The sequence below is a fragment of the Paenibacillus paeoniae genome (assembly GCF_003388735.1).
GTDB lineage: Bacteria > Bacillota > Bacilli > Paenibacillales > Paenibacillaceae > Pristimantibacillus > Pristimantibacillus paeoniae.
Genome location: NZ_QUBQ01000001.1, coordinates 754448 through 779419, shown reverse-complemented (window position 1 = coordinate 779419; position 24972 = coordinate 754448). Strand labels below are relative to the sequence as shown.

At 50.9% G+C, this 24972-nt stretch carries 28 protein-coding genes; 4 read left to right on the top strand and 24 right to left on the bottom strand.

The window, feature by feature from the left end; genetic code table 11:
- Positions 1 to 18 precede the first annotated feature (18 nt).
- The 17 genes from DX130_RS03500 to DX130_RS03420 all read right to left on the bottom strand — a co-directional run bounded on the left by DX130_RS03500 (position 19) and on the right by DX130_RS03420 (position 15689).
- Entirely contained in the window at positions 19 to 939 is a 921-nt protein-coding gene (locus DX130_RS03500) for a CvfB family protein (protein ID WP_116042871.1), read from the bottom strand.
- Entirely contained in the window at positions 936 to 1283 is a 348-nt protein-coding gene (rsfS, locus tag DX130_RS03495; protein WP_116042869.1) for a ribosome silencing factor, read from the bottom strand. The genes DX130_RS03500 and rsfS overlap by 4 nt, the downstream gene beginning before the upstream one ends.
- A 19-nt stretch (positions 1284 to 1302) precedes the next feature.
- A complete protein-coding gene (gene yqeK, locus DX130_RS03490) occupies positions 1303 to 1869 on the bottom strand; it encodes a bis(5'-nucleosyl)-tetraphosphatase (symmetrical) YqeK (RefSeq protein WP_116042867.1) in 567 nt (188 codons plus the stop codon).
- Complete coding sequence (gene nadD, locus DX130_RS03485) at positions 1832 to 2449, bottom strand: nicotinate-nucleotide adenylyltransferase (protein WP_116042865.1); 618 nt, start codon at positions 2447 to 2449, stop codon at positions 1832 to 1834. Before nadD ends, yqeK begins: the two co-directional genes overlap by 38 nt.
- 65 nt (positions 2450 to 2514) lie before the next feature.
- Positions 2515 to 2811 carry a ribosome assembly RNA-binding protein YhbY gene (yhbY, locus tag DX130_RS03480; protein ID WP_116042863.1) on the bottom strand — a complete coding sequence of 99 codons (297 nt, stop codon included), beginning with the start codon at positions 2809 to 2811 and terminating at the stop codon, positions 2515 to 2517.
- 73 nt (positions 2812 to 2884) lie between these two features.
- The gene (locus tag DX130_RS03475; RefSeq protein ID WP_240644305.1) at positions 2885 to 3760 is read right to left on the bottom strand and encodes a shikimate dehydrogenase; all 876 of its coding nucleotides are present in this window, start codon (positions 3758 to 3760) and stop codon (positions 2885 to 2887) included.
- Between the two features lie 31 nt (positions 3761 to 3791).
- A complete protein-coding gene (gene yqeH / locus DX130_RS03470; protein WP_116042861.1) occupies positions 3792 to 4919 on the bottom strand; it encodes a ribosome biogenesis GTPase YqeH in 1128 nt (375 codons plus the stop codon).
- On the bottom strand, positions 4919 to 5443 hold the full coding sequence (locus DX130_RS03465) for a YqeG family HAD IIIA-type phosphatase (protein WP_116042860.1): 525 nt from the start codon (positions 5441 to 5443) through the stop codon (positions 4919 to 4921). The genes yqeH and DX130_RS03465 overlap by 1 nt, the downstream gene beginning before the upstream one ends.
- 133 nt (positions 5444 to 5576) lie before the next feature.
- Positions 5577 to 7808 (bottom strand): transglutaminase TgpA family protein, encoded by a 2232-nt coding sequence (locus DX130_RS03460; protein WP_165861141.1) that lies wholly within the window; start codon positions 7806 to 7808, stop codon positions 5577 to 5579.
- On the bottom strand, positions 7805 to 9055 hold the full coding sequence (locus DX130_RS03455; RefSeq protein ID WP_116042856.1) for a DUF58 domain-containing protein: 1251 nt from the start codon (positions 9053 to 9055) through the stop codon (positions 7805 to 7807). The genes DX130_RS03460 and DX130_RS03455 overlap by 4 nt, the downstream gene beginning before the upstream one ends.
- A 4-nt stretch (positions 9056 to 9059) precedes the next feature.
- Complete coding sequence (locus DX130_RS03450; protein WP_116042854.1) at positions 9060 to 10016, bottom strand: AAA family ATPase; 957 nt, start codon at positions 10014 to 10016, stop codon at positions 9060 to 9062.
- Positions 10017 to 10215: 199 nt separating this feature from the next.
- Positions 10216 to 11508, bottom strand: coding sequence for a hypothetical protein (locus tag DX130_RS03445; RefSeq protein WP_116042853.1), 1293 nt, complete (start codon positions 11506 to 11508; stop codon positions 10216 to 10218).
- A gap of 151 nt (positions 11509 to 11659) precedes the next feature.
- Positions 11660 to 12010, bottom strand: a complete 351-nt coding sequence (gene spoVAE / locus DX130_RS03440) for a stage V sporulation protein AE (protein ID WP_116042851.1) — start codon at positions 12008 to 12010, stop codon at positions 11660 to 11662.
- Positions 12011 to 12012: 2 nt separating this feature from the next.
- Entirely contained in the window at positions 12013 to 13029 is a 1017-nt protein-coding gene (gene spoVAD, locus DX130_RS03435; protein WP_116042849.1) for a stage V sporulation protein AD, read from the bottom strand.
- Between the two features lies 1 nt (position 13030).
- Positions 13031 to 13483 (bottom strand): stage V sporulation protein AC, encoded by a 453-nt coding sequence (spoVAC, locus tag DX130_RS03430; RefSeq protein ID WP_116045705.1) that lies wholly within the window; start codon positions 13481 to 13483, stop codon positions 13031 to 13033.
- Between the two features lie 254 nt (positions 13484 to 13737).
- Positions 13738 to 14580, bottom strand: coding sequence for a sugar phosphate isomerase/epimerase family protein (locus DX130_RS03425; RefSeq protein ID WP_116042847.1), 843 nt, complete (start codon positions 14578 to 14580; stop codon positions 13738 to 13740).
- 26 nt (positions 14581 to 14606) lie between these two features.
- Positions 14607 to 15689 carry a Gfo/Idh/MocA family protein gene (locus DX130_RS03420; RefSeq protein WP_116042845.1) on the bottom strand — a complete coding sequence of 361 codons (1083 nt, stop codon included), beginning with the start codon at positions 15687 to 15689 and terminating at the stop codon, positions 14607 to 14609.
- Between the two features lie 140 nt (positions 15690 to 15829).
- Here DX130_RS03420 and DX130_RS03415 point away from each other — a divergent pair, with 140 nt between their 5' ends.
- The gene (locus tag DX130_RS03415) at positions 15830 to 16708 is read left to right on the top strand and encodes an AraC family transcriptional regulator (RefSeq protein ID WP_116042843.1); all 879 of its coding nucleotides are present in this window, start codon (positions 15830 to 15832) and stop codon (positions 16706 to 16708) included.
- Here DX130_RS03415 and DX130_RS26330 read toward each other — a convergent pair.
- The 7 genes from DX130_RS26330 to DX130_RS03385 form a co-directional block, all read right to left on the bottom strand.
- Positions 16676 to 16894, bottom strand: coding sequence for a hypothetical protein (locus tag DX130_RS26330; protein ID WP_165861140.1), 219 nt, complete (start codon positions 16892 to 16894; stop codon positions 16676 to 16678). The genes DX130_RS03415 and DX130_RS26330 overlap by 33 nt on opposite strands.
- Before the next feature lie 52 nt (positions 16895 to 16946).
- A complete protein-coding gene (locus DX130_RS03410) occupies positions 16947 to 18038 on the bottom strand; it encodes a polysaccharide deacetylase family protein (protein ID WP_165861139.1) in 1092 nt (363 codons plus the stop codon).
- Positions 18039 to 18120: 82 nt separating this feature from the next.
- The gene (locus DX130_RS03405; protein WP_116042839.1) at positions 18121 to 18885 is read right to left on the bottom strand and encodes a hypothetical protein; all 765 of its coding nucleotides are present in this window, start codon (positions 18883 to 18885) and stop codon (positions 18121 to 18123) included.
- The gene (locus tag DX130_RS03400; RefSeq protein ID WP_116042837.1) at positions 18882 to 19580 is read right to left on the bottom strand and encodes an ABC transporter ATP-binding protein; all 699 of its coding nucleotides are present in this window, start codon (positions 19578 to 19580) and stop codon (positions 18882 to 18884) included. The genes DX130_RS03405 and DX130_RS03400 overlap by 4 nt, the downstream gene beginning before the upstream one ends.
- Position 19581: 1 nt before the next feature.
- On the bottom strand, positions 19582 to 19968 hold the full coding sequence (locus DX130_RS03395; RefSeq protein ID WP_116042835.1) for a GntR family transcriptional regulator: 387 nt from the start codon (positions 19966 to 19968) through the stop codon (positions 19582 to 19584).
- 40 nt (positions 19969 to 20008) lie between these two features.
- Positions 20009 to 20770: an ABC transporter permease gene (locus DX130_RS03390; protein WP_116042833.1), complete on the bottom strand. Its 762-nt coding sequence runs from the start codon at positions 20768 to 20770 to the stop codon at positions 20009 to 20011.
- Positions 20763 to 21725 (bottom strand): ABC transporter ATP-binding protein, encoded by a 963-nt coding sequence (locus DX130_RS03385; RefSeq protein WP_116042832.1) that lies wholly within the window; start codon positions 21723 to 21725, stop codon positions 20763 to 20765. Before DX130_RS03385 ends, DX130_RS03390 begins: the two co-directional genes overlap by 8 nt.
- A 250-nt stretch (positions 21726 to 21975) precedes the next feature.
- Between DX130_RS03385 and DX130_RS03380 the strand changes: the two genes are divergently transcribed.
- The 3 genes from DX130_RS03380 (at position 21976) to DX130_RS03370 (ending at position 24968) form a co-directional block, all read left to right on the top strand.
- On the top strand, positions 21976 to 22683 hold the full coding sequence (locus DX130_RS03380) for a response regulator transcription factor (protein WP_116042830.1): 708 nt from the start codon (positions 21976 to 21978) through the stop codon (positions 22681 to 22683).
- Between the two features lie 27 nt (positions 22684 to 22710).
- On the top strand, positions 22711 to 24132 hold the full coding sequence (locus DX130_RS03375) for a sensor histidine kinase (RefSeq protein WP_116042828.1): 1422 nt from the start codon (positions 22711 to 22713) through the stop codon (positions 24130 to 24132).
- A gap of 80 nt (positions 24133 to 24212) precedes the next feature.
- Positions 24213 to 24968: an ABC transporter ATP-binding protein gene (locus DX130_RS03370; protein ID WP_116042827.1), complete on the top strand. Its 756-nt coding sequence runs from the start codon at positions 24213 to 24215 to the stop codon at positions 24966 to 24968.
- The last annotated feature ends 4 nt before the right edge of the window (positions 24969 to 24972 follow it).

The window sequence follows — 24972 nt, the reverse complement described above, 5'->3', positions numbered from 1 at the left end:
ATTGCCCGTACGATTGGCTCACTCTTTCTCCACTCCTTCTGCGCCTGCAGTCGGTTCCTCAGTGGAAGCCAAATAAGTCCAACTGCCCTTCTGCGTCACAAGTCCTTCCCTCATAAGCTTGCCGAGCGCACGCTTGAACGCTGACTTGCTGATGCCGAATCTTTGCTTGATCGTCTCCGCTTCCGTCTGATCGGAATACGGCATGCCGCCGCCCGGACGTTCCTTCAGGAACGCAAGCAAACGGTCGGCATCCTCCACCCGTCCCACTTCCTTGCGTTCAGTCATGGACAGATTGACACGGCCATCCTCGCGGATGAACGTAACGCGGGCGCGCACGCGTTCACCGAGGCGCAGCGCTCTTGTACGATCCGGGCTTGGAATAAGTCCATATACGCCGAATCCGATGACGCCTCCGTCTACGATGACGAACGAGCCCATCTGCAGCGTCTTCGTCACCCAGCCCTCTACCCACGTATTACCCCATGCATCGGGTGCATGGAACACTAGCGGAGAGAGATCTTCCTGGAATGCCAGCTTCGCCACAAGCCTTCCGATCTTGTCATGCTGCATCTTGACGAATACTTCATCACCGGGCAGCGGACGATAAGTGATGCTCTCCGGCAGCTCCGACAGCGGCAGCAGCAGATGACGGCTCAGCCCCATCTCCAGGAAACAGCCCAGCTTGGGATGCACATCTACCACGCGCAGGCGCGCTAGCTCATCCAATTGAAACAACGGCTTTTTCATAGTAGCTGCAATACGATCCTCAGAATCGTAATAGATGAAGACCTCAACCGAATTGCCTACTTGAGGCTTCGAACCAATCAGTTCAGTGTAATGAAGCAACACTTCCGATTCACCATCGCTGAGGAAGTAACCGTAAGGCGACACCTCGCGCGATATTTTAAGCGTATAAGTTTGTCCGGCAATCAGACTCATGCGAATTCTACGACCTTAGCATCGGTCCACAATCTTTCGATATTGTAGTACTCACGTTCTTCGCGGTGGAAGACATGAACAACAACGTCGCCCAAATCGATCAACACCCATCTGGCGGAGTCCATCCCCTCTATGCCGCGAACGCGCGCACCGGCGATATCCGCCTGCTTACGCACCTCCGTTGCGATTGCTTGCACCTGAGTATCTGAATTGCCGCTGCAGATGATGAAATAGTCTGCTACAAGCGAAATATCCTTCAAATCCAGTGCGATTACGTCCATTGCTTTTTTATCTTCAGCGGCACCTACCGCAATTTCCATTAGTTGCTTTGATTGTACAGCCATTATAAACCTCCTTCGATTTTTACGCGTTTAACTCCTCAAGCATCCCATTGCGTGCTTCAATCGTTAAGGGATAAATCCGTTTTCCTTTGGCGATCAGAAATCCGATCGTTCCGTCTAATCCGGCTAGCACCGCTTTCTCCAAATGTTCCTCACTAAGCGCCCTGATCGCATCGACTCCCGGAAAGTCCCGTCCGGGCTCAATATAATCGGCCAGCCATACGATCTTCTCCAGCTTGCTCATCCCACGCCGGCCGGAAGTATGGTACCGAATAGCATCCAGCACGCCAACATCCGTCACGCCGAAATCATGTTCCGCGACCCATGCGCCGACGACGGCGTGCCATAGTTCTTTATCATAGTCCAGAACGTCCAGGTTCAACCCGTTGTCCCGAATAGCGTTGCCTTGGCGTTCGATGGGCCAGAACTTGGCGACGTCATGAATTATGGCGGCAAGCTCTGCACGTTGGGGATCTTCACCGTACCGTCGTGATAGCGATATAGCGGTCTCCATCACGCCTTCCGTATGGCGCCAGCGCCGTTCGGGCATCTCAGCCCGGACCAGCTCCATGATGCGTTGTCGATCCATACAGTTCATGCCTCCTTATATAATCGCGAACAGGCTCCGGCACCCAATAGCGGAGCGCAGCCCCTTCCAGCAGACGCATTCTGATCGCTGTCGACGAGATCCCGATCTGCGGCATCTCTACCATGCGAAGCGATCGCTGCAAATAAGGTGGGAGCTGATCCAGACGAGGCTTGTCACCCGGACGCTCCAGACCGATGAAATCGACAATATCAGCAAGCTCCTGAATACGATTCCACTTCGGCAGATCATTGATACGATCGGAGCCGATAATATAGGAGAAGGAGCATGCCGGATGCTGCCCCTGAAGCTGTTTCACTGTATCAATGGAGTAGCTTACGCCTCCCCGCTTGATCTCGACATCCACCGCCCGGAAACGGTCATTCCCCACCACAGCCAATCGTGTCATCTCGTAACGATCCGCGGCTAGCGTGGAAGGAGTCGTTTCTTTCAAAGGCGGGTCTGCCGTCGGAATGAACCAGACCTCATCCAGATTCCCATGTTCCCATGCAGTCTCGGCCGCAATGAGATGACCGATATGGATCGGATCGAATGTACCGCCCATAATGCCTATTTTCCTCACTGCCGCTCTCCTCCTGCGATTGATCGCCAAGCTGCGTCTGAACCAGCAGGTTCATGAGGACAGCTTTATTTTTTCGGCAGCTCGATCTTCTTATGGTCCTTGGATTCCTTGTACAATACGATCGTCTTGCCAATCACCTGTACGAGCTCTGCGCGGGCTGCAGCCGCGACTTCTGCTCCGATTTCCTTCGGATCGTCAAGACAATTGTTCAGTACGGACACTTTAATAAGCTCCCTTGTCTCAATTGCCTCTTCAATGTGGCGAACCAAATGATCATTGGTTCCTCCTTTGCCGACCTGGAAGATCGGTTGGAGATGATGCGCTTGCGAGCGCAAAAAACGTTTTTGTTTGCCAGTTAACATTATGGACATCCTTCTTTCGTCTGCATCAATCTTGCTATTATTTGAATAATTCCTTGCTCGTAGCCGCACGCGCCTATAGTTGAAGCGCAGCAAGCACCCCTTCTCTCATCGCCGCAACAGGCGCTGGTTGGCCTGTCCAATATTCGAACGCATAGGCCCCTTGATAAATAAACATACCCAGCCCTCCATGAGCGATACAGCCTTGAAGCTCCGCGTCACGCAGAAATTTAGTCTTCAGCGGGTTGTAGATCAGATCGCTAGCAACAGCGCCCCGCTTCAGCCAGTGCCCTGGGACAGGTGACTGATCCACCTGCGGGAACATGCCCACCGAAGTCGTATTAATGACAATGTCCGCTTCCCCGCACAGCTCTTCCAAAGAATCGCTGGATGAAGCCTCAAGCCGAATACCGCCGCCGCCCGCCAGAGATGCCGCGAGCTCTTCCGCCCGCGCAACAGTACGGTTCGTGATCGTAATGCGCCCAGGCTTCTCCTGCAGCAAGGCATATACGATGCCTCGGGAAGCGCCGCCGGCACCGACTACCACAATATGCTTGCCCTCTATAGAGGGTGCAGCTTCTTCCTTCAGCGACCGCACATAGCCGATACCATCCGTATTGTAGCCGATCAGACGGCCATTGTCGTTCACAATCGTATTCACGGCACCAATTGCTCGGGCACCCTCGTGAATCTCATCCAGCAGATCCATGACCCGCAGCTTATGCGGTATCGTCACATTGACGCCGCGTATGCCCATTGCTCTCACGCCGCGAATAAAATCCCCCAGCGTATCTTCCGTAATGTGAAACGCAGCGTATGCCCCATTGATACCCGTTTCGAGAAAAGCCCGATTCATCATAATCGGCGACTTCGAATGACGAATCGGATCACCGATAACCCCATAAAGCACGGTATGACTGTCTATGCCTTGTCTAGCCGTATGCCCTGTCACTGCCGTTCCCCTCCCTATGCGCCTGTGCGCATTAAATCATGGAATCGCGAAGCAGAACCTTGACGCCTTTGGGCGCATACACATCAACCAAAGCGCCTTGCGTGCCATTCGCTTGAATCCAGCCCAGGCCGGAGATGAAAATATCCTGCCGCTCCCCCTGCCTGATCTTGAGCGAATGCCTTCTCCACTCCGGAATCGTCTCCAACTCTGCCGTCGTAGGCGTGCCCAGCAGCTCACCCTTATGATTGTTGTACAAATCATCGGCCCGCTCCAGCTTCGTGCGATGCACATTGAGCGCATTGGACAAGTATAAAGTGAAGGATTGGCGCTCGCCTTCTACGAAGTCGAACCGAACAAGACTGCCGATAAACAGCGTCTGCTGCTCGTTCAATTGATAGACAAGCGGCTTGATCGGCTTGTCTGGCATAAGTGTCCCCAGGAAGCTGCGCGGTACAACTTCCGTCATACGGCTTGCATAGACGATGCCGGGCGTATCAATAATGGCCTTGCCGTCCTCCAATGGAATATGAACCGCGTCAAGCGTCGTTCCCGGATAACGGGATGTCGTCAGCTCGCGCTCCATATCGCTATAGTCGCGGATCAATCGATTGATCAGCGTCGACTTGCCGACGTTGGTCGCACCTACCACATAGACATCTCGGCCGTTGCGGTGGCGGTCAAGCGATTCGATAATATGCTCGAATCCCATGTTGCGCTTCGCACTGCATAGCACAACATCGATGGTCCGCAGGCCTTGCGCCTTCGCCTGCTTCTGAACCCAGTTCCGCAGACGGTTCACATTCATGCCTTTTGGCAGCAAGTCAATTTTGTTCACGACAAGCAGCACCGGATTATTGCCCACAAACCGCTGCAAGCCCGATATTAAGCTGCCTTCGAAATCGTACAAATCGACGATATGAACGACCAGGCTGTCTGTCGAACCAATGCCGCCCAGCAGGCGCAGAAAATCATCCTGATCGATAGCCACAGATGAGGCTTCATTGTAATGACGGATGCGGAAGCAGCGCTGACAAATGACAGGCTCCTTCGCGATCGTAGTCTCCGGAATGTATCCCGCTTCTTCCGGATTGCCGGATTGCAGGCGCACGCCGCAACCTGCACAAGAATGTTCAGTAATTTCTCTAAGCTGCCCTTCCATTACTTCGTTCCCTCCTCATACCATAAGCCGCGCTTTCTCAATCGTGCAAGCGCAAAACGTTCAAGCCCTCTGTTTACCTTTGTCATAACACCCTCATCAGCGGGCGATATAGGCGCAACAAGAATCGTGAATAATCCCATGCGATTGCCGCCGAGCACGTCGGTCATCATCTGATCGCCAACCATAACCGTCTGCTCCGCTTGGAGTCCCAACATAGCCAGCGCCTTGCGGAATGCGCCTTGTGTCGGCTTTCTAGCTGCGTGAATAAACGGAATATCAAGCGGCGCTGCAAATTGGCCCACCCGTGTCTGATTGTTATTGGACACGATGACAACCTTGAAGCCTGCCTCCTGCACCTTATCCAGCCACACAAGAAGTTCAGGCGTGGCAAGCGGCTCCTTGGCCCCGACCAGTGTATTGTCCAAATCCGTAATGATGCCGCGCACCCCTCTGGCGCGCAGTTCATCCAAATCAATATCGTACACCGAATGCACTCGCATATTCGGCAATAATCTCTCGAACATAACCGATATCCCTCTGCTTTCTGCCTGCTATCTTACGAAACTATACCATATAATCGGAATTTGTTGCAAAGAAATACCGCCCGCCAGCGAAGCTGACAGACGGCATTCAGAGCGAACAGGAATCAAGATCATTCTACTTCAATTCGCCAATCAAGTACCGAACCTTGTTCGTATACCGTTCGACTTCTTCCTTCGTCGCGCCGGAAGCTCCATACTTCGCCTTCTCAAAACCGTCAAGTACGGTACGGAAGTCTTCCTGCAGCCGTTTCTGACTCTGAGACCATCCCGCTATTGCCTCTCTCAAAGTCTCATGCTCCTCCCGCTTCATGCCTCTCTTCTTACAGAAGCGAATCAAGCGGTTGGCTTCCATAACAATTTGTTCATTCGGACTCAGACTGCCGTGCCTGATTCTGAACCAGGCTTTCGCCATCTCACGGCGTTTCACAATCAGCCATGCAGCAGCAGCCACCACCAGTACAATCAGACTCGCAAGCCCCCATACACGGCTTAGCCCGCTGGATATATTCGACGCAACTTCTGGCGTTTCCGACACTTTTTCATCAGGCAAGACCGGCTCCATCTCCTCGCCTGCCGGCGACAAGTAAGGGAACCGGAAGCCGGACGTCGGCTCGAACGGTATCCAGCCGAATCCTTCGAAATAAATTTCTACCCAAGAATGCGCATCCGAATTCCGGACGGTATACATGCCTGCTCCGGTAGGATTGTATCTCTCGCCATCCATCATTTCACCTGGAGGACCGTAACGCTCCACTGGCAGAACGCCTGGCGTAAAGCCCTTCACCCATCGGCTTGGCAACCCAATGCTGCGAGCCATGACGGCCATCGCGGTCGAGAAGTAATCGCAATAGCCTTCCTGAAGCTCGAACAGAAACCCATCGACGAAGTCGGCGCTGCTGCCCGAGAGCTTGGACAAGTCCGGCTTATTATTGTAGATATAATTTTGTCTCAAATGCGTTTCGATCGCCTTGGCGCGATCATAATCGTTTTTTCCATCCGCTGTTACTTCCTGGGCAAGTTCCCTTACCCGATCGGGCAACGACGCTGGCAAGCTCAAATAATATTCATTCAAGTCATTGCTTGGCAGTATCGACTCTGCGGTACGAAGTCCCCCTTCATCCAGCGTAACTACGGAAGAGGTGATTGAATACGACTTGGGGTACGTCAATGATGTGTTCCACCTCAGCTCCCAATGATAAGGCGACCATTTCATCGCATTTGCCATAACAGCGGAAGATTCGTCGTTGATCCAATGTACGGTTGATATGGGGGCCGCGCCGAATAGAACCGGATACGCATCGTCACGCTCCATCGTTACGACCTGACGCACCTCTGCGAATTGCGCCCGTTCTCTTCCGCTTTCGTCGAAGAATGGCAATTCCGGCAATACCCGTTCACCGTCAACCATAATGGCATTTTTCCAGCCTTGGCCGGTATACTGTCCCAGGGTCTCTCCACGCCAGTAGCTTCGCTGTGACGTAGATACCGTCATCATCGGCGAGAAGTCGTAATCGAAGCCGCCTCCCAATACATCGTCGTTCCGGCTGTAGCCGGAGCTGGAGTTGCCTGCCTGAGCCGCATAATCCTCTCTTGTCAGAGCTTTCTCCCCCAGAAATACCTGAACATCTTCCCCTCGTGCTTTCTTCCATATCGTGTAGGGATCCTGCAGCATAGGAGCGATGGAAGGCACGTTAAGAGCAATTACCAGCAACACCGACAATACGATGACAGCGGGAGTAAAGACCCGAATTGGATATTCCATAAGCTCTTTCAAACTTTCAGGATGAGTCCGCTGTAGCCTGTCCAAATGATTCAAGACAAGCCAGGCCAAGGCTATAAATACAACAACAGCAACATTATCCCAGAGCCAGATCGGAGTAAAGGAATCCGCGACTGTCAAGACAAGAATGCTCGCACCGGTGAACCCGAACATTCTCTGCCTGGTCACCGTCCATGTCGTGAACAGTGAGTGAATGACGAGCAGGGATAAACCGATCCATAGAAATGGATGCAGCCCTGCCAGCGTTTCCTGGAGCCACCAGCCCCATTCTCCGGTATTCGTCGATGGCGCAACCGACCATTCCATCCTCGCGAATCGGAACGTAATGAACACGACAGCTATGAATTGAAGCAGTAATCGGATGAGCCGTCCTTTTAATGGAAGAAGAATATCGACTAGCGCGGTAAATCCGAGCGTAAAATAGGCAATCTTGAACGATTCCGGCCACCAGTAATTTTCGAAGATGGATAGAGAGCTCATGAGAATAGCCGCAACGAACAGGGATACGAAACGCTCATACCATCGAAGCTTCAAATAAGAAGTAATCCAAAACGTCAGCTTCTTCATGCGATCCCGCTCCCTTCGAGCACTGCAGGCAGATCTTGCAGACGCTTGATATCGTAGACCAGCCAGCCCCGGCTCTCCAGTATGCGTCGCCATGTCACATTCCCGCTAATTCGATTCAAGGGTGATCCAACATGGATGAGACATGGCGTTACGCCTTTGCGAGACAACCATTCCATACTTTGAATGACCTGTTCTCCGGTCTCCGAGGAGATCACAATCGCGAAGCATCCGGGCTCTACTGCGGATTGAGCTTGCTGCAAGGAAGCGTACAACGGATGAGCAGCGTCTGCATCGACCGATGTCAAGTGCTTCAATACCATATTCCGCTGATCCGCCCCTGACTTCGGCGGCATCAGCGTAACCTCTTCGCCAACGGATAGCAATCCCATTGCTGTATCATCTCTGAAGCCATGCTCCATAAAGGATGCCGCTACCGAGACAGCCAGTTCGAAACGCTCTGTGATCAGTCCGTCTTGGGGCGTTAGATATCGGTCTAATATTAACAGCGTTCGCGGCAGTGACTCCCTCTCAAATGCCTTCGACTTCCATTGTCCCGTCTTGGCCGTCGCATTCCAATGAACACGTGACAATCTGTCGCCATGATGATATTCGCGAACACCATTGATCTGCGTCGTCTCCTTCGCAGATCGGGACGCCGTTGCATGCGAATATGGACCGCGAATGCCCTGGCGGAATCCGTTCCACTGACGGAGTGGAACGGTCTGCGGCAGCACGGTAAATACGGCATCCGAACGGAATTGTCCAGTATGCTCGAACAAGCCGAATACATCATAGGACAGACATTCCGTATCCTTGAATGTATAGTTGCCCCGCTGCAACGGAGGGGTGCGGTAAGTTACTTCGCCACTGCGCTTCCAGTTAGGCACGAAGGAGGTCTCGAAGCTGAGCGACTGACCGTTATGACGAAGCAGACCATCTCTTACTATGACGTAAGGCAACGGAAAGAAACCCGGTATTTTTACATTCAAATTCACATCCAGCGCTTCTCCCGCCATAATGGCGCTATGATTAAGCGCACTGTGGCCGGAATATGATCTAGCGCCCGCAACTTTATTAATGCCGCTCCATCTACCCAATAGCAGATAAAGGAGCAGCAAGTTCAAAATGATAAATAGCATTAATGCCGTCTTTCCGCCTTGGAACAGAAGATAAAACAAGCTGCAGCCATAGACGAAGGCGACTAACTGCCAGCGATATTGTTGAGCTTTCGTCGCATAACCCCTCATCGTATTATCGCTCTAGCCGAACCGGCACTTTCGTCGATTGAACGACCTGGTTGACCAAATCCTCCCCGCGCAGTCCGTTCATCCGCGCCTCCGTTCGAAGCAATAACCGATGGGAGAGAACATACAAAGCAAGCGTCTTCACATCATCCGGCGTCACATAATCACGCTGGCGAAGGAAGGCATGCGCCTTGGCAGCTTTGGTCAGCGCGATTGCGGCCCTTGGGCTCGCGCCGAGCAAGATGCTCGCATGCTCGCGAGTTCCTCTAACAAGATCAACGATATAATTGCCGACAGCATCATCGACATGAACTTGAGCTACTTGCCGCTGAATGTTGATCATGTCAGCGATGTCCAGCACAGGCTGGACTCGATCGGAAGGATGATCGCCGGAGCTCGACGTAATCATCCGCCGCTCATCCTCGGCACTTGGATAGCCTAGCGACAACTTCATCATGAACCGGTCAAGCTGCGCTTCCGGCAGCGTATAGGTGCCCTCGAACTCAATTGGATTTTGCGTCGCTAGCAGGATAAAAGGCTGGGGCAGCTCGTACGTATCGCCATCCACAGTGACATGTCCTTCCTCCATCGCTTCAAGCAGTGCGGATTGCGTCTTGGTCGTCGCTCTATTAATCTCGTCCGCCAGCAAAATATTGGCCATGACAGGCCCTGGACGAAACAAAAAACTCTCCTGCTTCGGATGATAAATGGAGACGCCTGTTATATCGGTCGGAAGCAAATCGGGATTACATTGAATGCGCCTGAATTGGCCTCCGATTGACTTTGCCAAAGCTTTGACAAGCTGCGTTTTGCCTGTTCCCGGCACGTCCTCGAGCAGCACATGCCCGCCAGCCATAACCGCGATAAGCAATCTTTCAATTTCTTCATGTTTTCCCAGGATACAAGTATCTAAGTTTCGGAGAATCGATGTGCATAATTCCATGTCTGCCGTGCGGATATCCATGACATAACCTCCCGGAAATATAGTTCTGAGATAATAGTATCATTTTACAGTAACGCATTGATGAAGCACAAATTATGGCGCTACAAAAAATATTGGAGAATCCCACAGAATCCTCCAATTCAAGAACGGCTGTGCCTTGTGCCTATGTATTAGCCCGTTCCAAATACAAAAGGAACGTCCTTATCCCGACTCAGCAGCCTCATGACTTGAGCCTATAATAAATCGCATTCTCCTTCAACTCATAATCATATCGATTCTCAGGAAAAGACATAAGGCCAGTCGATTTGTTAGCTGAAGCGGCAGACTTACGGCCGTTAGACACTGCATAGCTGTAATAGCGTATATTTGTCTCTCTTTCCTCTTCGCTTGCCCGGAACTCATACTCCTTCACGACAGCCGCCCCGTTCTCCAGCCATCCTATGATTTCAATGCTTCTATCCTTTGGAGCATGTAGCGTTCGAATAACCTTGCCGTTCTTATCCAGAAAATCGATCCGCTCTGCGGCAATAGACAAGTAATCTATATCTACTGCCTTCGTACGAGAATCATCAGCAACAGCCATCTCTATCCAAGCAATAGTACCCGAGGGATTCCATTTCACCTTCTCGCTTGGGACATACCGCCCTTCCTTCAAAAGGTATTTCCCCTTAGCCTCACCATTCATATCGTAAAAGGTTAAGACCCCGCTTTCGTCGTCGAAGGCAAAGCGGTCCATAGCCGGTGACACGAACAAGGACGGATACCCCGTTGTGGAATGAGGAATGACCCTGAATTTATTGTCTAATCGCTTGTACTCCCCAAGAGTCAGATCAAACAGCCATATCGTACCTTCGAAACTTTGAAGAAACAGCATGCTCGTCTTTTCGTTCCATTGATGCTGATAAATGGTGTCAGATTGTTCCATCCCCCGCCAAATATCGGAGTGCAGTCGTTCAAGCTCTCCAGTATCCGTATGGAATGCGGAGAGATGAACCTTTACCCCTTCGTCCGTAACCTCAGGATCAAGGAAAAGAAAGCTAGTCTCATCCAGTTTGCCAAGGATACCAGAGTTGTGCAGAAAGAAACTAAAACCTGGATAGCCTGAGCCAGCGACCGTTTGAGTAGAGATCAACTCCGCCGAACCGCCCTGAGGGTCAATGGAGACTAGCGTACCGGTCAAGTAACTACTGGAGCCATGCAAGTACTGATAAATCTGATCCGACATTTCAATTGATGATTTCACATCATACAGATAAAAGCTGCCGCCTAAATCCATGCTTAATTTCAAGCTTCCGTCTTGTTGCAATGCGGTCATTATTTCTACTTTTGCAGAATACTCGTCCCTATTCTTCTCAACTTCAGGCGTTGTTGACAGTTGAACAGACGTCTGCTCAGTCTGAAGCGCCGGACTTTCTTGGGGGTGAACTATGGTCTCCTCGCTAGTGCAAGCCCCAAGGACGAGAGTCCCAAGCAGCGCAAGCACGATCAGTCTGCTTTTGAAGAAGAAATTCATGACAACACCTCCAATCACTAGACGAAAACTTTCCGGAAAGGTTGCCCAACATTTCAAAATAATTGAATAATTCCTGTAGATCCATGGAACGACAACAACCTGTTGAGCGTACTCAACAGGTTGTTCTGTGTTCGTATAGGGAAGAACTTATTCAGCCCTTAGGCCGAACAATTAAAGCGGCAAGAAACGAGAAGATAATCGCAGCCGATATGCCCGCGCTCGTTACTTTGAATATACCGGAGATGACACCGATCCATCCAGACTTGTTCAGCTCCGTCAAAGCGCCGTGTACAAGCGCGTTGCCAAAGCTTGTGATGGGGACAGTAGCACCGGCGCCTGCAAATTTGATCAGCGGCTCATATAGATCCAATCCGTCAACAATGGCCCCGATCACGACAAGTGTAGCCATGGTATGAGCGGGCGTCAGCTTCACCACGTCGAACATCAGCTGACCAAGCACGCATATTGCACCGCCAACAAGGAATGCCCATAGAAAAATCATCGTTACAGCTCCTTTCCTGCAGCAATGGATACCGCATGAGCAATGCCGGGTATGCTCTCGCCTTGCTGGAACGACAGAGGAGACAAGAGAGCTCCTGTTGCGACGACGAGAATTCGCTTAAGCTCTCCCTTCTGAATGCGTTTCATCAGGTGACCATAAGTGACGACGGCAGAGCAAGCGCAGCCGCTTCCGCCCGCTTGAACCTTCTGCTTCTGTACGTCATAGACCATAAGCCCGCAATCCTGGAAAAGTGTATGATCCATGGGCACGCCATTCTGCATCAGCAAATCCTTCGCAATGGGATGTCCGACTCCAGCCAGATCCCCCGTTACGATAAGATCGTAGTCGCTGGGAGATCGTCCGGTATCGTTGAAATGCGTCTGGATCGTATCCACTGCTGCGGGAGCCATTGCTGCCCCCATATTGAACGGGTCCGTGATGCCCAAATCCACAATCTTGCCAATCGTAGCGCATTCGACCACAGGCCCTTCTCCCGACGCGGCAACGACGGCAGCCCCGGCACCCGTAACGGTATATTGCGCGGTGGGAGGCTTCTGTGAACCGTATTCGGTCGGGTAACGGAATTGCTTCTCCGCTGTACAGTTATGACTGCAAGTGCCAGCCATCACATGTGTCGCAGCTCCACTATCTATAAGCTGGGATGCAAGCGCAAGCGACTCCATCGATGTAGAGCATGCTCCGAACACACCGAGATACGGAACGCCAAGCGATCTTGCGGCAAAACTATTGCTTATAATCTGATTCATAAGGTCTCCGCCGATGTAGAAGTCGAGCTGGTTCCGCTCCAGCTTGGCGTTCTGCAGCGCAAATTCCGAAGCTTGCTCAAGCAGCAGTCGCTCCGCCTTCTCCCAGCTCTTCTGCTGCATGTCCAGCTCCTGGTGCACCAGATCGAAATCAGCGGCCAGCGGGCCATCACCTTCATCCGGTCCCACTACAGTCGCAGTACCGATAATGACTGGCTTACTCTCAAACCACCAGGTTTGTTTGCCTCGAAGCATATTATTGCCCCCCGGTGCCCAGTATCAAATGAACGATGCCAACAAAAAACGCAGCTACTGTGCCGAAAACAATAACCGAACCGGCCAGCTTGAACATATTGCCGCCTACGCCCAGCACAAGCCCTTCGCTGCGATGCTCCAGAGCGGCCGAGCACATCGAATTGGCGAAACCTGTGACCGGCACGGCCGATCCCGCGCCCGCGAACTGGGCCAACTTGTCATAGACACCGAGGCTAGTCAAAACAACAGAGATGAAGATCAACACGGCAACGGTGGGATTGCTGGCATCTTCCCGCGACATGTCCATTAAATGAACGAACAGCTCTGTGATCACTTGACCAATTACGCATATGAACCCGCCGATCAGAAAAGCCTTCAGGCAATTGCCCAAAATCGATCTGGGCGGTTCCTTATCTTTGGCATACGCCTGGTATTCCTTTGGAGACATCGCCATTTTTTTATATCGTTCTTCATTCGGTTTTTTCGGCGCCAAATGAGCTTCCTCCTTTACCGCCCGCGGGTTCCCTTATTTCTAGTCTGTTGTTCACAGCTATCGGGCCGCTAAGCTTCCTTCCGTTTCATTATTTGTTATATGCGGGTCCCTTATGCCACGAAATTGGAAATGCCCCAAGATGTTAACCATCTTGGGGCATTTCCAATTTCGTATGTTAATTCATGAAGGGAAGCTGATTTCACTCGGCTTGTTATTTACGCATTCAGACCAGCTGCCGCAAATACGTTATCGAAGCCATCCTTGGATCGCTTCGCCAGTTCCTCCGGCGTTCCAGTCGGCGGCGAGGAAGAAAGGATTTCTTGGGTAACAGAGCCGTCATACCCGATGTGCTCCAGCGCCCTAAGGAAAGAATTCAGGTCGATGACTCCTTCTCCGGGAAATAAGCGGCCATTATCAAGCGCCTCTTCGACCGGAACGGACGGCGCGTCGTTCAAATGAACATGAACAATCTGGGATCGAAGCAATGCCTCTATGTCAGACGCGTCAAGACCAGTCGTATACCAATGATAGGAATCAAGCAGCAAGCCGACGTTAGGCTCACCAATCGCATCAATCCAGTCCAGCGTCTCATTCAGCGTCCAGATGAACGGATTAGCCCATCTGGTGCGAAGATGATGAGGCCCTACAAATTCAAGGCCAAGCGAGATGCCATATTCGGCGAGCAGCACAGCGCATTCGCGCAAGCGGCGAGTCGCTACCGCCATGAAGTGAGCAGCCTTCTCGTCTGTTGATGGCAGAACATAGGTGCAGCAGCTGGCACAACCAAGCGCTTGGGCCGCGGCGGCATATGTGGTCAGCTTCTCAAGGTCCTCCAGAAACTTCTCCTCCGTCGCACGCCATTCCACCGGCAAGCCGAAGGAAGCAAGCACGACATGATGGTCACTTAGAAGCCGCTGCGCTTCCTCTCGCCCATACTCCTCCACTAACGCTAGCGGGTCCAGCTCGACAGATTGAAATCCGTAGCGTCCAGCCAGTTCGATCAGTTCGCGCTGGCTCTCAAGTGCGCCCAATCCTGCTTTCGACAATCCTCTCAGCATATCGCTGTCCTCCCTTATCCTGCTCTCTATTGATCAAGATCCCAGTTCAGAATGACCTCATGTCCCGTGCGGGATGATTCGTAGATTGCATCCAGAATCAGATTGTTCGTAAATCCGGTAAGCGCCGATGTGATCGGCTGTTTGCCTTCACGGATGCATGCCAGGAAATGCTTGCTCAGGCGCGCTCTCTCGCCCTCATCATTCTCAGGCTTCGACAACAGCGTCTCCAGCGGACGATCGAACTTCTCCGTAAGCAGCTTGCCTGTTCCGCCCTTGTAGCTTGCGCCGCCCTCAGAACCCATCAAGTGGATGAATGGCGTATTGTCGGTATCCATATGAACCGCCCAGCTTACTTCAAGCGACAACGTGCTGCCGTCTTCCATCTTGATCAAAGCAGTTGCGAGATCTTCAACGTCGTAAACACCGTTCCAATCCGGTGTTCCCCAATTGCCGATGCCTTTGCGATTCGGTCCGAATTCGGCATAAGTTGCGCCGTACACCGATACTGGTTTCGGATTGCCCATCAGATATAGAGCCAGATCAAGCATATGAACGCCAATATCGATAAGCGGACCGCCGCCAGATTGATCCATGCGTGTAAACCATGTGCCCCAGCCTGGAATGCCTTTGCGACGGAACCAGCCTGTTTTGGCCGTATAGATTTTGCCAAGCTCACCGCGTTCAACCTGCTCCTTGATCGCCATAGGCACTGATTCCCATCTCATCTGATGGCCAACCATTACGATCCGATCGGATTCCTTGCTCGCTTTCAATATTTCGCGAGCCGCATCGCTATTAATGCCCATCGGCTTCTCCAGGAGCACATGCTTGCCTGCCTTCAGCGCCTGAATAGCCAAAGGAGCATGATGCTGGTTCGGCACACCGATAATGACAGCGTCTACATCGTCACGGGTGATGAGCTCTTCTGGTGTTGCAGCAACAGCGCCAATACCGTATTGATCAGCTTTGGCTTGTGCCAGCGGCAAATAAGCATCTGTAATCGCTGTAATTTCGCATTGATCCGCCAGCTTCGCAAATTCCGCAGCGTGAACGCCGCCAATATTGCCTGCTCCGATAATGCCAATTCTGATTTTATGATCGATTCCCATTCTTAAGTAGCCTCCCGAATGAATGTTGTGTACGAACTATTGATAATCGTTTACATCCTTTATGTTAAAATAAATGTAGCAAAAAAGCGTGCTTGTTTTTTCGAAATATATCTCATTTTTTCGGAGGCTCCGACCTTTCTATGACGTACTTTCCCGATTACTTCAAAACTTATCCCAACATGAATACGTCAAGCCCTCTTCACATTAGTCTGAACACGCTGCCCAGAGGCTTCCGGCCTCACCGGCACGACTTTCTGGAGTTCTCTTACGTCATTGACGGCATTGGCTCCGAAGCGATTAACGAGAAGAAGCATCCCATGTCTCCCGGCACCTTCACCTTTGTGCTTCCCTATCAAGTCCATGAAATATTTACGACGGAGGGAAGTCCGCTTCAGCTCTATAATTGCAACTTCAGCATGGAGCTTCTGATGGAGCCCGGAACGGGCGAAGGGCTGCATACGATGATCGATCTGGGGGGCGATGTTCCTTATGTGCAGCTGAGCGGCACGGAGAATGATCGTATGAAGGGGCTGATCGAGGACATGTTCCGCGAATATCAAGGCAATCAGCCGTGGCGGCAGACTATGCTTCAATTGCGGCTGAAAGAAATACTCGTGTTGTTCGATCGAGCGCGGACGCGCTCTCAGCCTGACATCGCCGAGACCTCTTCTTCTAGAAAGGGGGCTTCCCTATGGCCTATCATTCATCATATCCACAAACATTATCAAGATGATCTTGCTCTATCCGATCTGGCTCAGCAGTTCTCTATGAGCATGTCCCGAATCAGCGAGTTGATTAAGGAAACTACGGGTCAAACCTTTGTTCATTTTCTACGTGATCTTCGAATCCGGCACGCATGCGGTCTGCTCGCCTCCACCGATATGAGCGTGACCGAGATTGCCATGGAAGTAGGCTATGGTTCCTATAAAACATTCTCGCGCGTATTCCGGGAAAGCCGTGGCCTGACGCCAAAAGATTACCGAAAGCTAAAGGGCAGCCAGCTGCCTTTGCCGCATTAAAAATAAGCCGCATGCGTCCGACCAAGCGGTCAGATCACATGCGGCTATTTGCGCTTGCTTATTCATTAACGTTCCCAATTCGTAATGATGCTTGATGTCATTACCAAGACGAATATTACATACAAGACGAGTGAAATGATTCGGATCGTCCGTCTGTTCATACCCTCGCTCCTCCCAGGTTCGCATCGGTCCTTATCTCTATCCTATGCGTACCATGGGAGTTGCGGAGCTTGTTTTTTTACAATTCGCCCAATCTCTCGGAGACTAGCTCAGCCTTCCAGTCCAGCTGTTTGCACATCTGCAGCATTCTGCGGATATCATGGCGAACCTCGATTTGCTTCAGTCCCGCTGCCTGCGCTTGTTCTATGGCCCATCTCATCATGTAGACAAGTGTATCCGCTTGCGCTTCTTTGGCGCCATGTTCGTGAATAATGAGTGTATCTCCAGTTTCATAGGCCCGAGCATAACCCCAATACGACCCTTCAAATTCACGTACGCCGAACCACTCCCTCGATCCACGGGACGGAAGAGGCTGCTCCAATTGCTCCTGCCATTCTGCAGCCGTAGAAGCGCTGTTCACGTGACGCTCAACGCCCCATTTCACAATCTGCGCAGCCATCTCCGGTAGCTGAGATTCAACCGGGTACCAATCCTTCGATGGAAAATCCAGTTCCTTTGGTATATCCACAATAATCTTCCAGCTTCTATATGAAGGCTTTCTACCCAACGATTCCATTATGGTCGGAACACTGACGGCAACCAATTCCTGTTCCTTTGCGACATCGCTAACCAACTTGATTGCATCCGGTGAGCCGATCGCAATGTCATTGCTGTGCAAAACAGCGATCATTCCACTTTTCAATTCGGGGATAAGGACATCCGCAATAGCCTGTGCAGAAATACCAGACCAATCGAATGATTCCACCCCTTCCACATCCACATACCCTGCTTCATCCAACCATAGCAAGCGCTCATCATTATAGCTACTGTATGGGAACCGCATATAAGCGGGACATGGCAAGCCTGTAGCCTCTTGATAAGCCAATTCAACCGCTTTCAATTCCTCCATAAATACATGCTTCGGAATTTGCGCCATACGGCGATGATAGTAGGAGTGCGGTGCCAGCGCATGTCCGCGCCGGATGATTTCTTTTGCCCTCTCCGGGTAACGATCCATCCACTCGCCTGTGAAGAAAAACGTCCCTACCGCTCCCTCTGCCTCGAGCGCATCCAGCCATATGCTGATGGGAAGACGGCCAGGCCCGTCATCAAAGGTAAATGCGTAATAACGGTCATGTTCCGTTCCGCTCATTATGATTGTATCGTTCAAGCTGTCCCTCTCCCTTGACATATATTCATTTTCAGCTTGTATTATAGCCCAAGGAAGTGGACAATGCTATCCCGTTATCCAACTATAGTTTGATTCTACGCTCAATCAGATAGATAGTACCATAAATCAGACTAATGGCTACCCCGATCTCAAATGCCAGCGCGACCCATTCCAACGAGTTAAAGCTGCCGAATGTCAAGGACGCAGTTCCATCGCCGGAATCCGATTTAATGAGATGGATCATGCCGTACGAGAGAGAGTCAGCACCGCTTCTCATTACAAAAAGGTCTTCAATCCAAGGAATAAGACTAAATATGGCAATACATACCGCAATACCGAGGAACGTTCCTCCCCTGCCCTCCACAATTCGGGAGAACGCTATGCTGAAGAAAATAATCAGCGTCGTAAATAATGAACCCCATAATCCCATGCCAATGATGGTCGCTGCTTCCCCAACCGTCAAAATTTCTGTTACCGCCTGCAATAACGATATTTTGTCATACAAGAGTGAGAACACCGCATCATATGCCGCGCATAGCAAAAACAATGCAAAAGTTAATCCGAACATCAGTACGAGTGGAGAAACGATCGTATAAATCGTCGGGAGCGGTAGCAACCGTCGGCTATAGGCTTTCATGTTCGCATGGAACGTCTGGCAGGCCACTAGGAAAATGAGGAAACCGCTAAAGAGAAACAACATGAATGCGATGACAATGACTGCTTGCGGATTCCATCCGTTTCTCCACCCTATCGTGGTGATGATAAGTTGCGCTACCAGCAAAATGAGAAGTCCCGCCAACGTCGTAGTGGCATTCCGCTTCCAATCGTATTTCAGCAGCTTGATCATTGCGCATACACCTCTTTAAACAGGTCAACGACGCTCTTGCCATGCGTCATCCGTAATTGGTCCACTTCTTCATGCAGGGCAAGCTGTCCGTTTTTGACGAAGATGACTTCATCAAAAATTCTCTCTATATCTGTGACAAGATGCGTCGAGATGATCAGGCAACTATTCTCATTGTAATATTGGAGGATAGCATCCAGAATTTTCTCCCGTGCGACGGGATCTACGCCGCCGATCGGCTCGTCAAGCAGATACAGCTTGGCGTTGCGGGAGAGGGCTAGCGTCAGCTGAAGCCGCTCGTTCATCCCCTTGGACAACGACGTTATTTTGTCGCGTCCTTGAAGCCCCATGAAGGCAATCATATCTTGCGCCTTGACCATATCGAAGTCGGCATAGAAATCATGATAGAAAGCAATAGCGTCGCGGATACGCATCCAGGATTCCGTGAGCGGTTTATCCGGCATAAACGAAGTCATCGCTTTGGACTGTACTCCGACAGGCTCACCGCATATCCGCGCTTGGCCGGAATTCGGAGACACAATACCGGAAGCGATGTTCATAATTGTCGTCTTGCCGCTCCCGTTGCTGCCCAGCAGACCGATAATGCGGCCGGCTTCTGCTTTGAATGAGATATTCTCAAGAGCCGACTTGGAACCATATCGTTTGCCTACGGCTTGCATCTCTAATACTGGATCCATCTTACGCTTCCTCCTTATCTATCTTATCCGAATGCACGGCGCCTTCTACGAGCGCAACAATATCGCCCTCCACAAAGCCTAATTCTCTCATCCCGCTGACGAAACGGCCCAGCAGCTCCGATGCCATTTCTTTTTTCATTTGCATGATTGTCGACTCCTCATCCGTTACGTAGCGGCCAAGGCCGCGCTTCGTTTCTACGATGCCTTCCCGCTCAAGCTCCTGGAAGGTGCGCTGAATCGTATTGGGGTTAATCTGCAATTCGGCAGCCAGGTCCCGCACGGATTCAATCTTGTCCCCGGGACCCATCTTTCCGATGACGATCTGCTTCTTGATGTAATCCATGATCTGGATGTAGATGGGGGCATTATTATCGAACTCGATAGTCACAATGGGCCATGCTCCTTTTACGATGCCCTGACTCATAATACTAGGACACATCGCGTTTTCTAAAGATGAAGAAACTTGCAAGCAAGAACACTACAATATAGACGGCTATGACCGATACCGAGAACGGAAGCGTCATGCCTTGCGGCATCGTTCCGCCGTTCATATAGACGGACAGATCCACGTTCGGGAACAGCGTGTATTTGATGAAAGCGTACCGGTTCACCAGCATCGACAATATCCCGCCCGCCATGATGCAGAACATAGCGATACCGACCGTTGCGCCGCTCGATTTAGTCACTACCCCGACCATGAAAGTTAATGTAACGAAGGCGACCGTATACACCACCATATATAAGGTGTTTTCGCCAATGAGGGACCATGTCTTTGCGTCTCCTCCTCCGAAGCCAAATACGATGATGCCTGCAATAAATGCCATCGCCAGCATAGCAACGATCAGTACGAGGGAGAACAACAGAGTTACGGCATACTTGGATGCCAATATTTTCGAACGGCTCTGCGCACGAATGAGCAGCAGCTTGATTGTACCCATACGGAACTCGGACGGTACAACGTTGGCAATTGCAATGATAGCAATCATTGGCAAGATTTGTCCAGCACCCATCATCGAGCCGTATACCGCAACAAAGTCGAGCGCGCTATTCAGCCCTTCCATCGGGTATCGGTGAGTAAAAAATCCGCAAATTCCAATAAAGATCGCCATTAGGGCAAAGTACACATAAAACGATTTTTTCTTATACAGCTTAATCCATTCATTCGTTAGCAATGCTCCAAAATTACGCAATTCGGTTCCCCTCCGTCCATTTCAGGAATTCATCTTCAAGTGTCGCTTTCTGCTCTTCAATTCGATAGATTCCGACGCCGCCAGCGGTCAGCGCAGCTACAATCCCCGGTGTATCCTCATGACGGAGCGACAGCGTAATCCGATCTGCTCCCGCCTCTTCAATTCCTTGCAAGCTCTCCACTTGTAGCCCCTTCAGTACGCGTCTCGCAAGTTCCGTATCCGATACTTGCAGCGCAAGACTGACAAGTGTGCTGTCCTGCTCCTGCACGCCTCCGATCGACCTTACCGTAACCAGCTTGCCCTCTTGAATAACAACAACCCTGCTGCACATGAGCTCCATCTCGGAGAGCAAATGACTGGAGACGAGAATGGCGATTCCTTCCTTCTGAGCTATGCTTTTCATGTAATCGCGCATCTCGCGAATACCAGCGGGATCAAGTCCATTCGTTGGCTCATCCAGAATAAGTACCGATGGCCGGTGCAGAAGCGCCTGTGCGATGCCGAGACGCTGCCGCATGCCGAGCGAATACGCTTTGACTCTCTTGTCTAATGCATTCTGCAGACCTACCAGCTTCGTTACTTCGTGAATGCGGGCTTCCGTCACGCCCTCTGACATTCTGGCGTATTGTTTCAAATTGTCCATGCCAGTCATATAGGGATAAAACTCCGGATTCTCGATAATACCGCCCACATGCTTGATCGCACGCTCAAAATCGGTACGGACGCTATGTCCGCCAATATGAACGTCTCCCTCTGACATGCTGATCAAACCTACAATCATGCGGATAGTCGTGGTCTTACCGGCTCCGTTAGGTCCGAGCAGTCCGACTATCTCACCCTTCGTAACCTCGAAAGACAAGCCGTTAACCAACGTCTTACTGCCGATCCGCTTCGTAACTCCGTTTAGCTGAAGAACGGCCGTCCCTTGTCCTTGCGTGTTTTTCACCGTATTCATGTGTTTCCTCCACTCCCCAATGTATTCTCTTTGTATTAGCGTATTAGTGTTATATCTGAATAGTACACTAAGACATTAGGATTGTAAATAGGGAACTTTTTTAGTGCTTTACGATTAAAGTTTCCTCGCATCACTCATTCAGCATTCATGCTCTGCTAATCCGATTATGTCTCCCCTTTTGCTTGTCGATCTATTGGTATCGGGATATACTCGATTAGAAAATATACAACGAATATGGGGGTTTTTACCCGTGAATCCGGCTAAAGCGATATTAATTATCGAGGACGAGCAAGATATTTCTCGCGTGCTAAAGGACTATCTGGTCAAGCAAGGCTTTGCCGCCGACACGGCAGACAATGGCGTTGACGGGATGCTCATGCTGGCCAAGTCCTCTTATGATTACGTCGTTCTCGACATTATGCTGCCTGATATTGACGGTATTGAGCTTTGCCGCCGAATACGTGAGAACAGTCAGGTGCCCATTCTTATACTGAGCGCTCGGGACAGCAATACGGACAAGGTATTAGGACTTGGCTTTGGAGCGGACGATTATATGACCAAGCCCTTCTCGCTGAGTGAATTGGTTGCCCGTATTCAGGCGCACTTCCGAAGATACGACAGCATACCGCCGAAGCAGACCGCCAGCAGCGCCCTCCAAGCTGGTCCGATAACGATTGACCGCAAATCTTACCGCACCATGCTGCATGAGCAAGAAGTGGCCTTGTCCGCCAAGGAGTTCGAGCTGCTCTATCACCTCATCAAGAATCGCAATCAAGTGTTTTCCAAAAAACAGCTGCTGGATGCCGTATGGGGATATGACGCTTACGGCGATGAAAATACGGTGACGGTGTACATACGCAGATTAAGAGAAAAGCTGGAGAAGGACCCTTCCTCACCGAGGCTGCTCAAAACCGTCTGGGGCGTAGGGTACAAATTTAATGAAACCCATGATCATTAAGATTCGGGATAGAGGAGTCAGAATGAGATGAATCAGTGGACGACGAAGTGGCTGGCTGCCTCCCTCTTATGCTTGCTGCTGCTAGGAGCAATGATTTTTTCAATGCTATCGGGCAACAAGCAATCCCTGAACCGGGAGCAGGATGCACTTGCGCAAGCTGCCAGGGTGAAAGTGAACGAAATACTGCTATATTTGGAACGTCACACGCATGAGCTGGCATCCGGCAACCATGATGAGTCGCTTAGAAAGCTGGGCCAAAGCAAAGAAGTAGAGGTGCTCGTCCTTGCACTGGACGGTACCGTATGGTTCGATTCCTCGGGCAAGGCGCGCTCTTCGTACAATCCGCGCATCTTGCTGCAATACGATCGGCTTCTAAGCCATGAGACATCCGATCGGTACACCATGGCGTATCCTATCGTGGGTGAACGAGAGAATAGTCAGATCGGCAATGCCATCTTTACGATGTCCCGTCACTCCTTAACCTCCGCCATCCCCGCTCCTTCTTGGCTCGCTGGCATCCCTCCAGTTGTTATCGTCCTTGCGCTGGCTGGTTTGCTCATTCTTATCGCCTGGAAAACCCGTAATCATCTGATGAAGCCGCTGCTGAGGCTTAGAGAACATTCCGAGCAAATCTTGAAGGGCAATTACGGACAAAGGGCAGAACATGACAGGCTGGATGAGATCGGGGAGCTTTATGCGGTTTTTGATCAAATGAGAGCGGAAATTAAACATCTGAATACAAAAAGAATGGAGCAGGATCGCTCTCGGAAAGAGCTCATTACGAACATCTCACATGATCTCAAAACACCGCTGGCTACTGTGAAAGCCTATATTGAAGCCATTCAGGCAGGCGTGTGTCCAGACATAGAGTCGATTATGTCTTATATTGAAGTCATGAAGACGAATACGGACAAAATGTCGCGATTAACCGAAGACTTATTACTGCACGCGCTTCAAGATCTAGGGCAAATTTCCGTTCATCGAACCGAGCAATATAGCCGTGTATTACTGGAAGACATCATAAAGCCGATGGCCCATTATGCACGCTCTATCGGAATAACATTCCAGGAGCCCGATACGATTCCGGATGTGCTCATCGCAGCAGACCCTCAGCGGCTGGAGCAAGTGGTTGGCAATCTGGTCATGAACGCACTGAAGCACACGACATCCAGTGATGCCATTATGATCAATATTGAACATACGTCGGATGATTTGATTGTCACGATCACGGATACGGGCGAGGGCATCTCTCCGGCAGATATGCCTTTCGTCTTCGAACGCTATTATCAAGGCCAGTCCAATGGAGTTGTATCCGTACATCCGACCCAGGGCTCTGGTCTCGGTCTATCAATTTGCAAACATATTGTGGAGGCGCACAACGGTACGATCTCCTTCCGCAGTGTCAAAGGGGAAGGCACACGCTTCACCTTCACCATTCCGGTTCTGTAAGGATTTATTCATAATTTGATAAGGGGATATTCACGTTTGCTCTCTATACTGACTTTATCACCACTTAGGAGGGTTAATCGTTGACCAAGCAAGCAATCATACAAGCATCCCATTTATGTAAGACGTATACGACAGGCAAGGAGAGCTATCATGCCATTCGCAATCTGGACATTGACATCTATGAAGGAGACTTTACCGTTATTATGGGCAACTCAGGATCAGGCAAGTCCACTCTGCTCTATCTGCTGAGTGGACTCGACCAGGTGACGGCGGGAGAAGTGTGCTTCAAAGGAGAACGTATTGATCAATACAACGAGAAGCAACTGGCCAAATTCAGAGCCCTGCATATCGGCTATATCTACCAAAGCATTAATCTGGTGCCCGACCTTACGTTCATCGATAATGTCGCTCTGCCGGGTTATGTAGCCGGGAAAGCGAAATCCGTTGTCAAAAGCAGGGCACTTTCCTTGCTGAAAGCTATGGGTATTGAAGAGCAGCAGAAACGTCTTCCAGCGCATACCTCGGGCGGACAACAGCAACGGGCAGCCATTGCACGGGCGCTAATCAATGAACCTGAGCTTCTGTTCGCCGATGAGCCGACGGGCAGCCTGAATTATGCCCAAGGCGTCGCCGTGCTGGATATGCTGACAGAGCTGAATCGTCAGGGACAGTCCATCGTGATGGTAACTCATGACATCAAGGCGGCATGCCGAGCTGATCGGTTCGTCTACATCCGGGATGGCAAAATAGGCGGTTTGTTGGAGCTAGGCAAGTATGAGCCTGCGGATATGGCCCATCGCGAAAATCTGATTTTCTCTTATGTATCGGGGGAATAGCAGG

Excerpts from the sequence above, each read along its gene's own strand:
- spoVAE (WP_116042851.1), bottom strand. The coding sequence starts at position 12,010 with ATGATTTTTCTATGGGCATTCCTTGTTGGCGGTGCAATATGCGTGCTT.
- DX130_RS03375 (WP_116042828.1), top strand. The coding sequence starts at position 22,711 with ATGAATCAGTGGACGACGAAGTGGCTGGCTGCCTCCCTCTTATGCTTG.
- DX130_RS03450 (WP_116042854.1), bottom strand. The coding sequence starts at position 10,016 with ATGGATATCCGCACGGCAGACATGGAATTATGCACATCGATTCTCCGA.
- DX130_RS03465 (WP_116042860.1), bottom strand. The coding sequence starts at position 5,443 with ATGTTCGAGAGATTATTGCCGAATATGCGAGTGCATTCGGTGTACGAT.
- DX130_RS03425 (WP_116042847.1), bottom strand. The coding sequence starts at position 14,580 with ATGCTGAGAGGATTGTCGAAAGCAGGATTGGGCGCACTTGAGAGCCAG.
- yqeK (WP_116042867.1), bottom strand. The coding sequence starts at position 1,869 with ATGGATCGACAACGCATCATGGAGCTGGTCCGGGCTGAGATGCCCGAA.
- spoVAC (WP_116045705.1), bottom strand. The coding sequence starts at position 13,483 with ATGGCGATGTCTCCAAAGGAATACCAGGCGTATGCCAAAGATAAGGAA.
- DX130_RS03385 (WP_116042832.1), bottom strand. The coding sequence starts at position 21,725 with ATGAATACGGTGAAAAACACGCAAGGACAAGGGACGGCCGTTCTTCAG.
- DX130_RS03500 (WP_116042871.1), bottom strand. The coding sequence starts at position 939 with ATGAGTCTGATTGCCGGACAAACTTATACGCTTAAAATATCGCGCGAG.
- DX130_RS03400 (WP_116042837.1), bottom strand. The coding sequence starts at position 19,580 with ATGGATCCAGTATTAGAGATGCAAGCCGTAGGCAAACGATATGGTTCC.
- DX130_RS03445 (WP_116042853.1), bottom strand. The coding sequence starts at position 11,508 with ATGAATTTCTTCTTCAAAAGCAGACTGATCGTGCTTGCGCTGCTTGGG.
- DX130_RS03415 (WP_116042843.1), top strand. The coding sequence starts at position 15,830 with ATGACGTACTTTCCCGATTACTTCAAAACTTATCCCAACATGAATACG.
- DX130_RS03420 (WP_116042845.1), bottom strand. The coding sequence starts at position 15,689 with ATGGGAATCGATCATAAAATCAGAATTGGCATTATCGGAGCAGGCAAT.
- DX130_RS03455 (WP_116042856.1), bottom strand. The coding sequence starts at position 9,055 with ATGAGGGGTTATGCGACGAAAGCTCAACAATATCGCTGGCAGTTAGTC.
- rsfS (WP_116042869.1), bottom strand. The coding sequence starts at position 1,283 with ATGGCTGTACAATCAAAGCAACTAATGGAAATTGCGGTAGGTGCCGCT.
- yhbY (WP_116042863.1), bottom strand. The coding sequence starts at position 2,811 with ATGTTAACTGGCAAACAAAAACGTTTTTTGCGCTCGCAAGCGCATCAT.
- yqeH (WP_116042861.1), bottom strand. The coding sequence starts at position 4,919 with ATGGAAGGGCAGCTTAGAGAAATTACTGAACATTCTTGTGCAGGTTGC.
- DX130_RS03405 (WP_116042839.1), bottom strand. The coding sequence starts at position 18,885 with ATGATCAAGCTGCTGAAATACGATTGGAAGCGGAATGCCACTACGACG.
- spoVAD (WP_116042849.1), bottom strand. The coding sequence starts at position 13,029 with ATGCTTCGAGGCAAACAAACCTGGTGGTTTGAGAGTAAGCCAGTCATT.
- DX130_RS03460 (WP_165861141.1), bottom strand. The coding sequence starts at position 7,808 with ATGAAGAAGCTGACGTTTTGGATTACTTCTTATTTGAAGCTTCGATGG.
- DX130_RS26330 (WP_165861140.1), bottom strand. The coding sequence starts at position 16,894 with ATGCGAACCTGGGAGGAGCGAGGGTATGAACAGACGGACGATCCGAAT.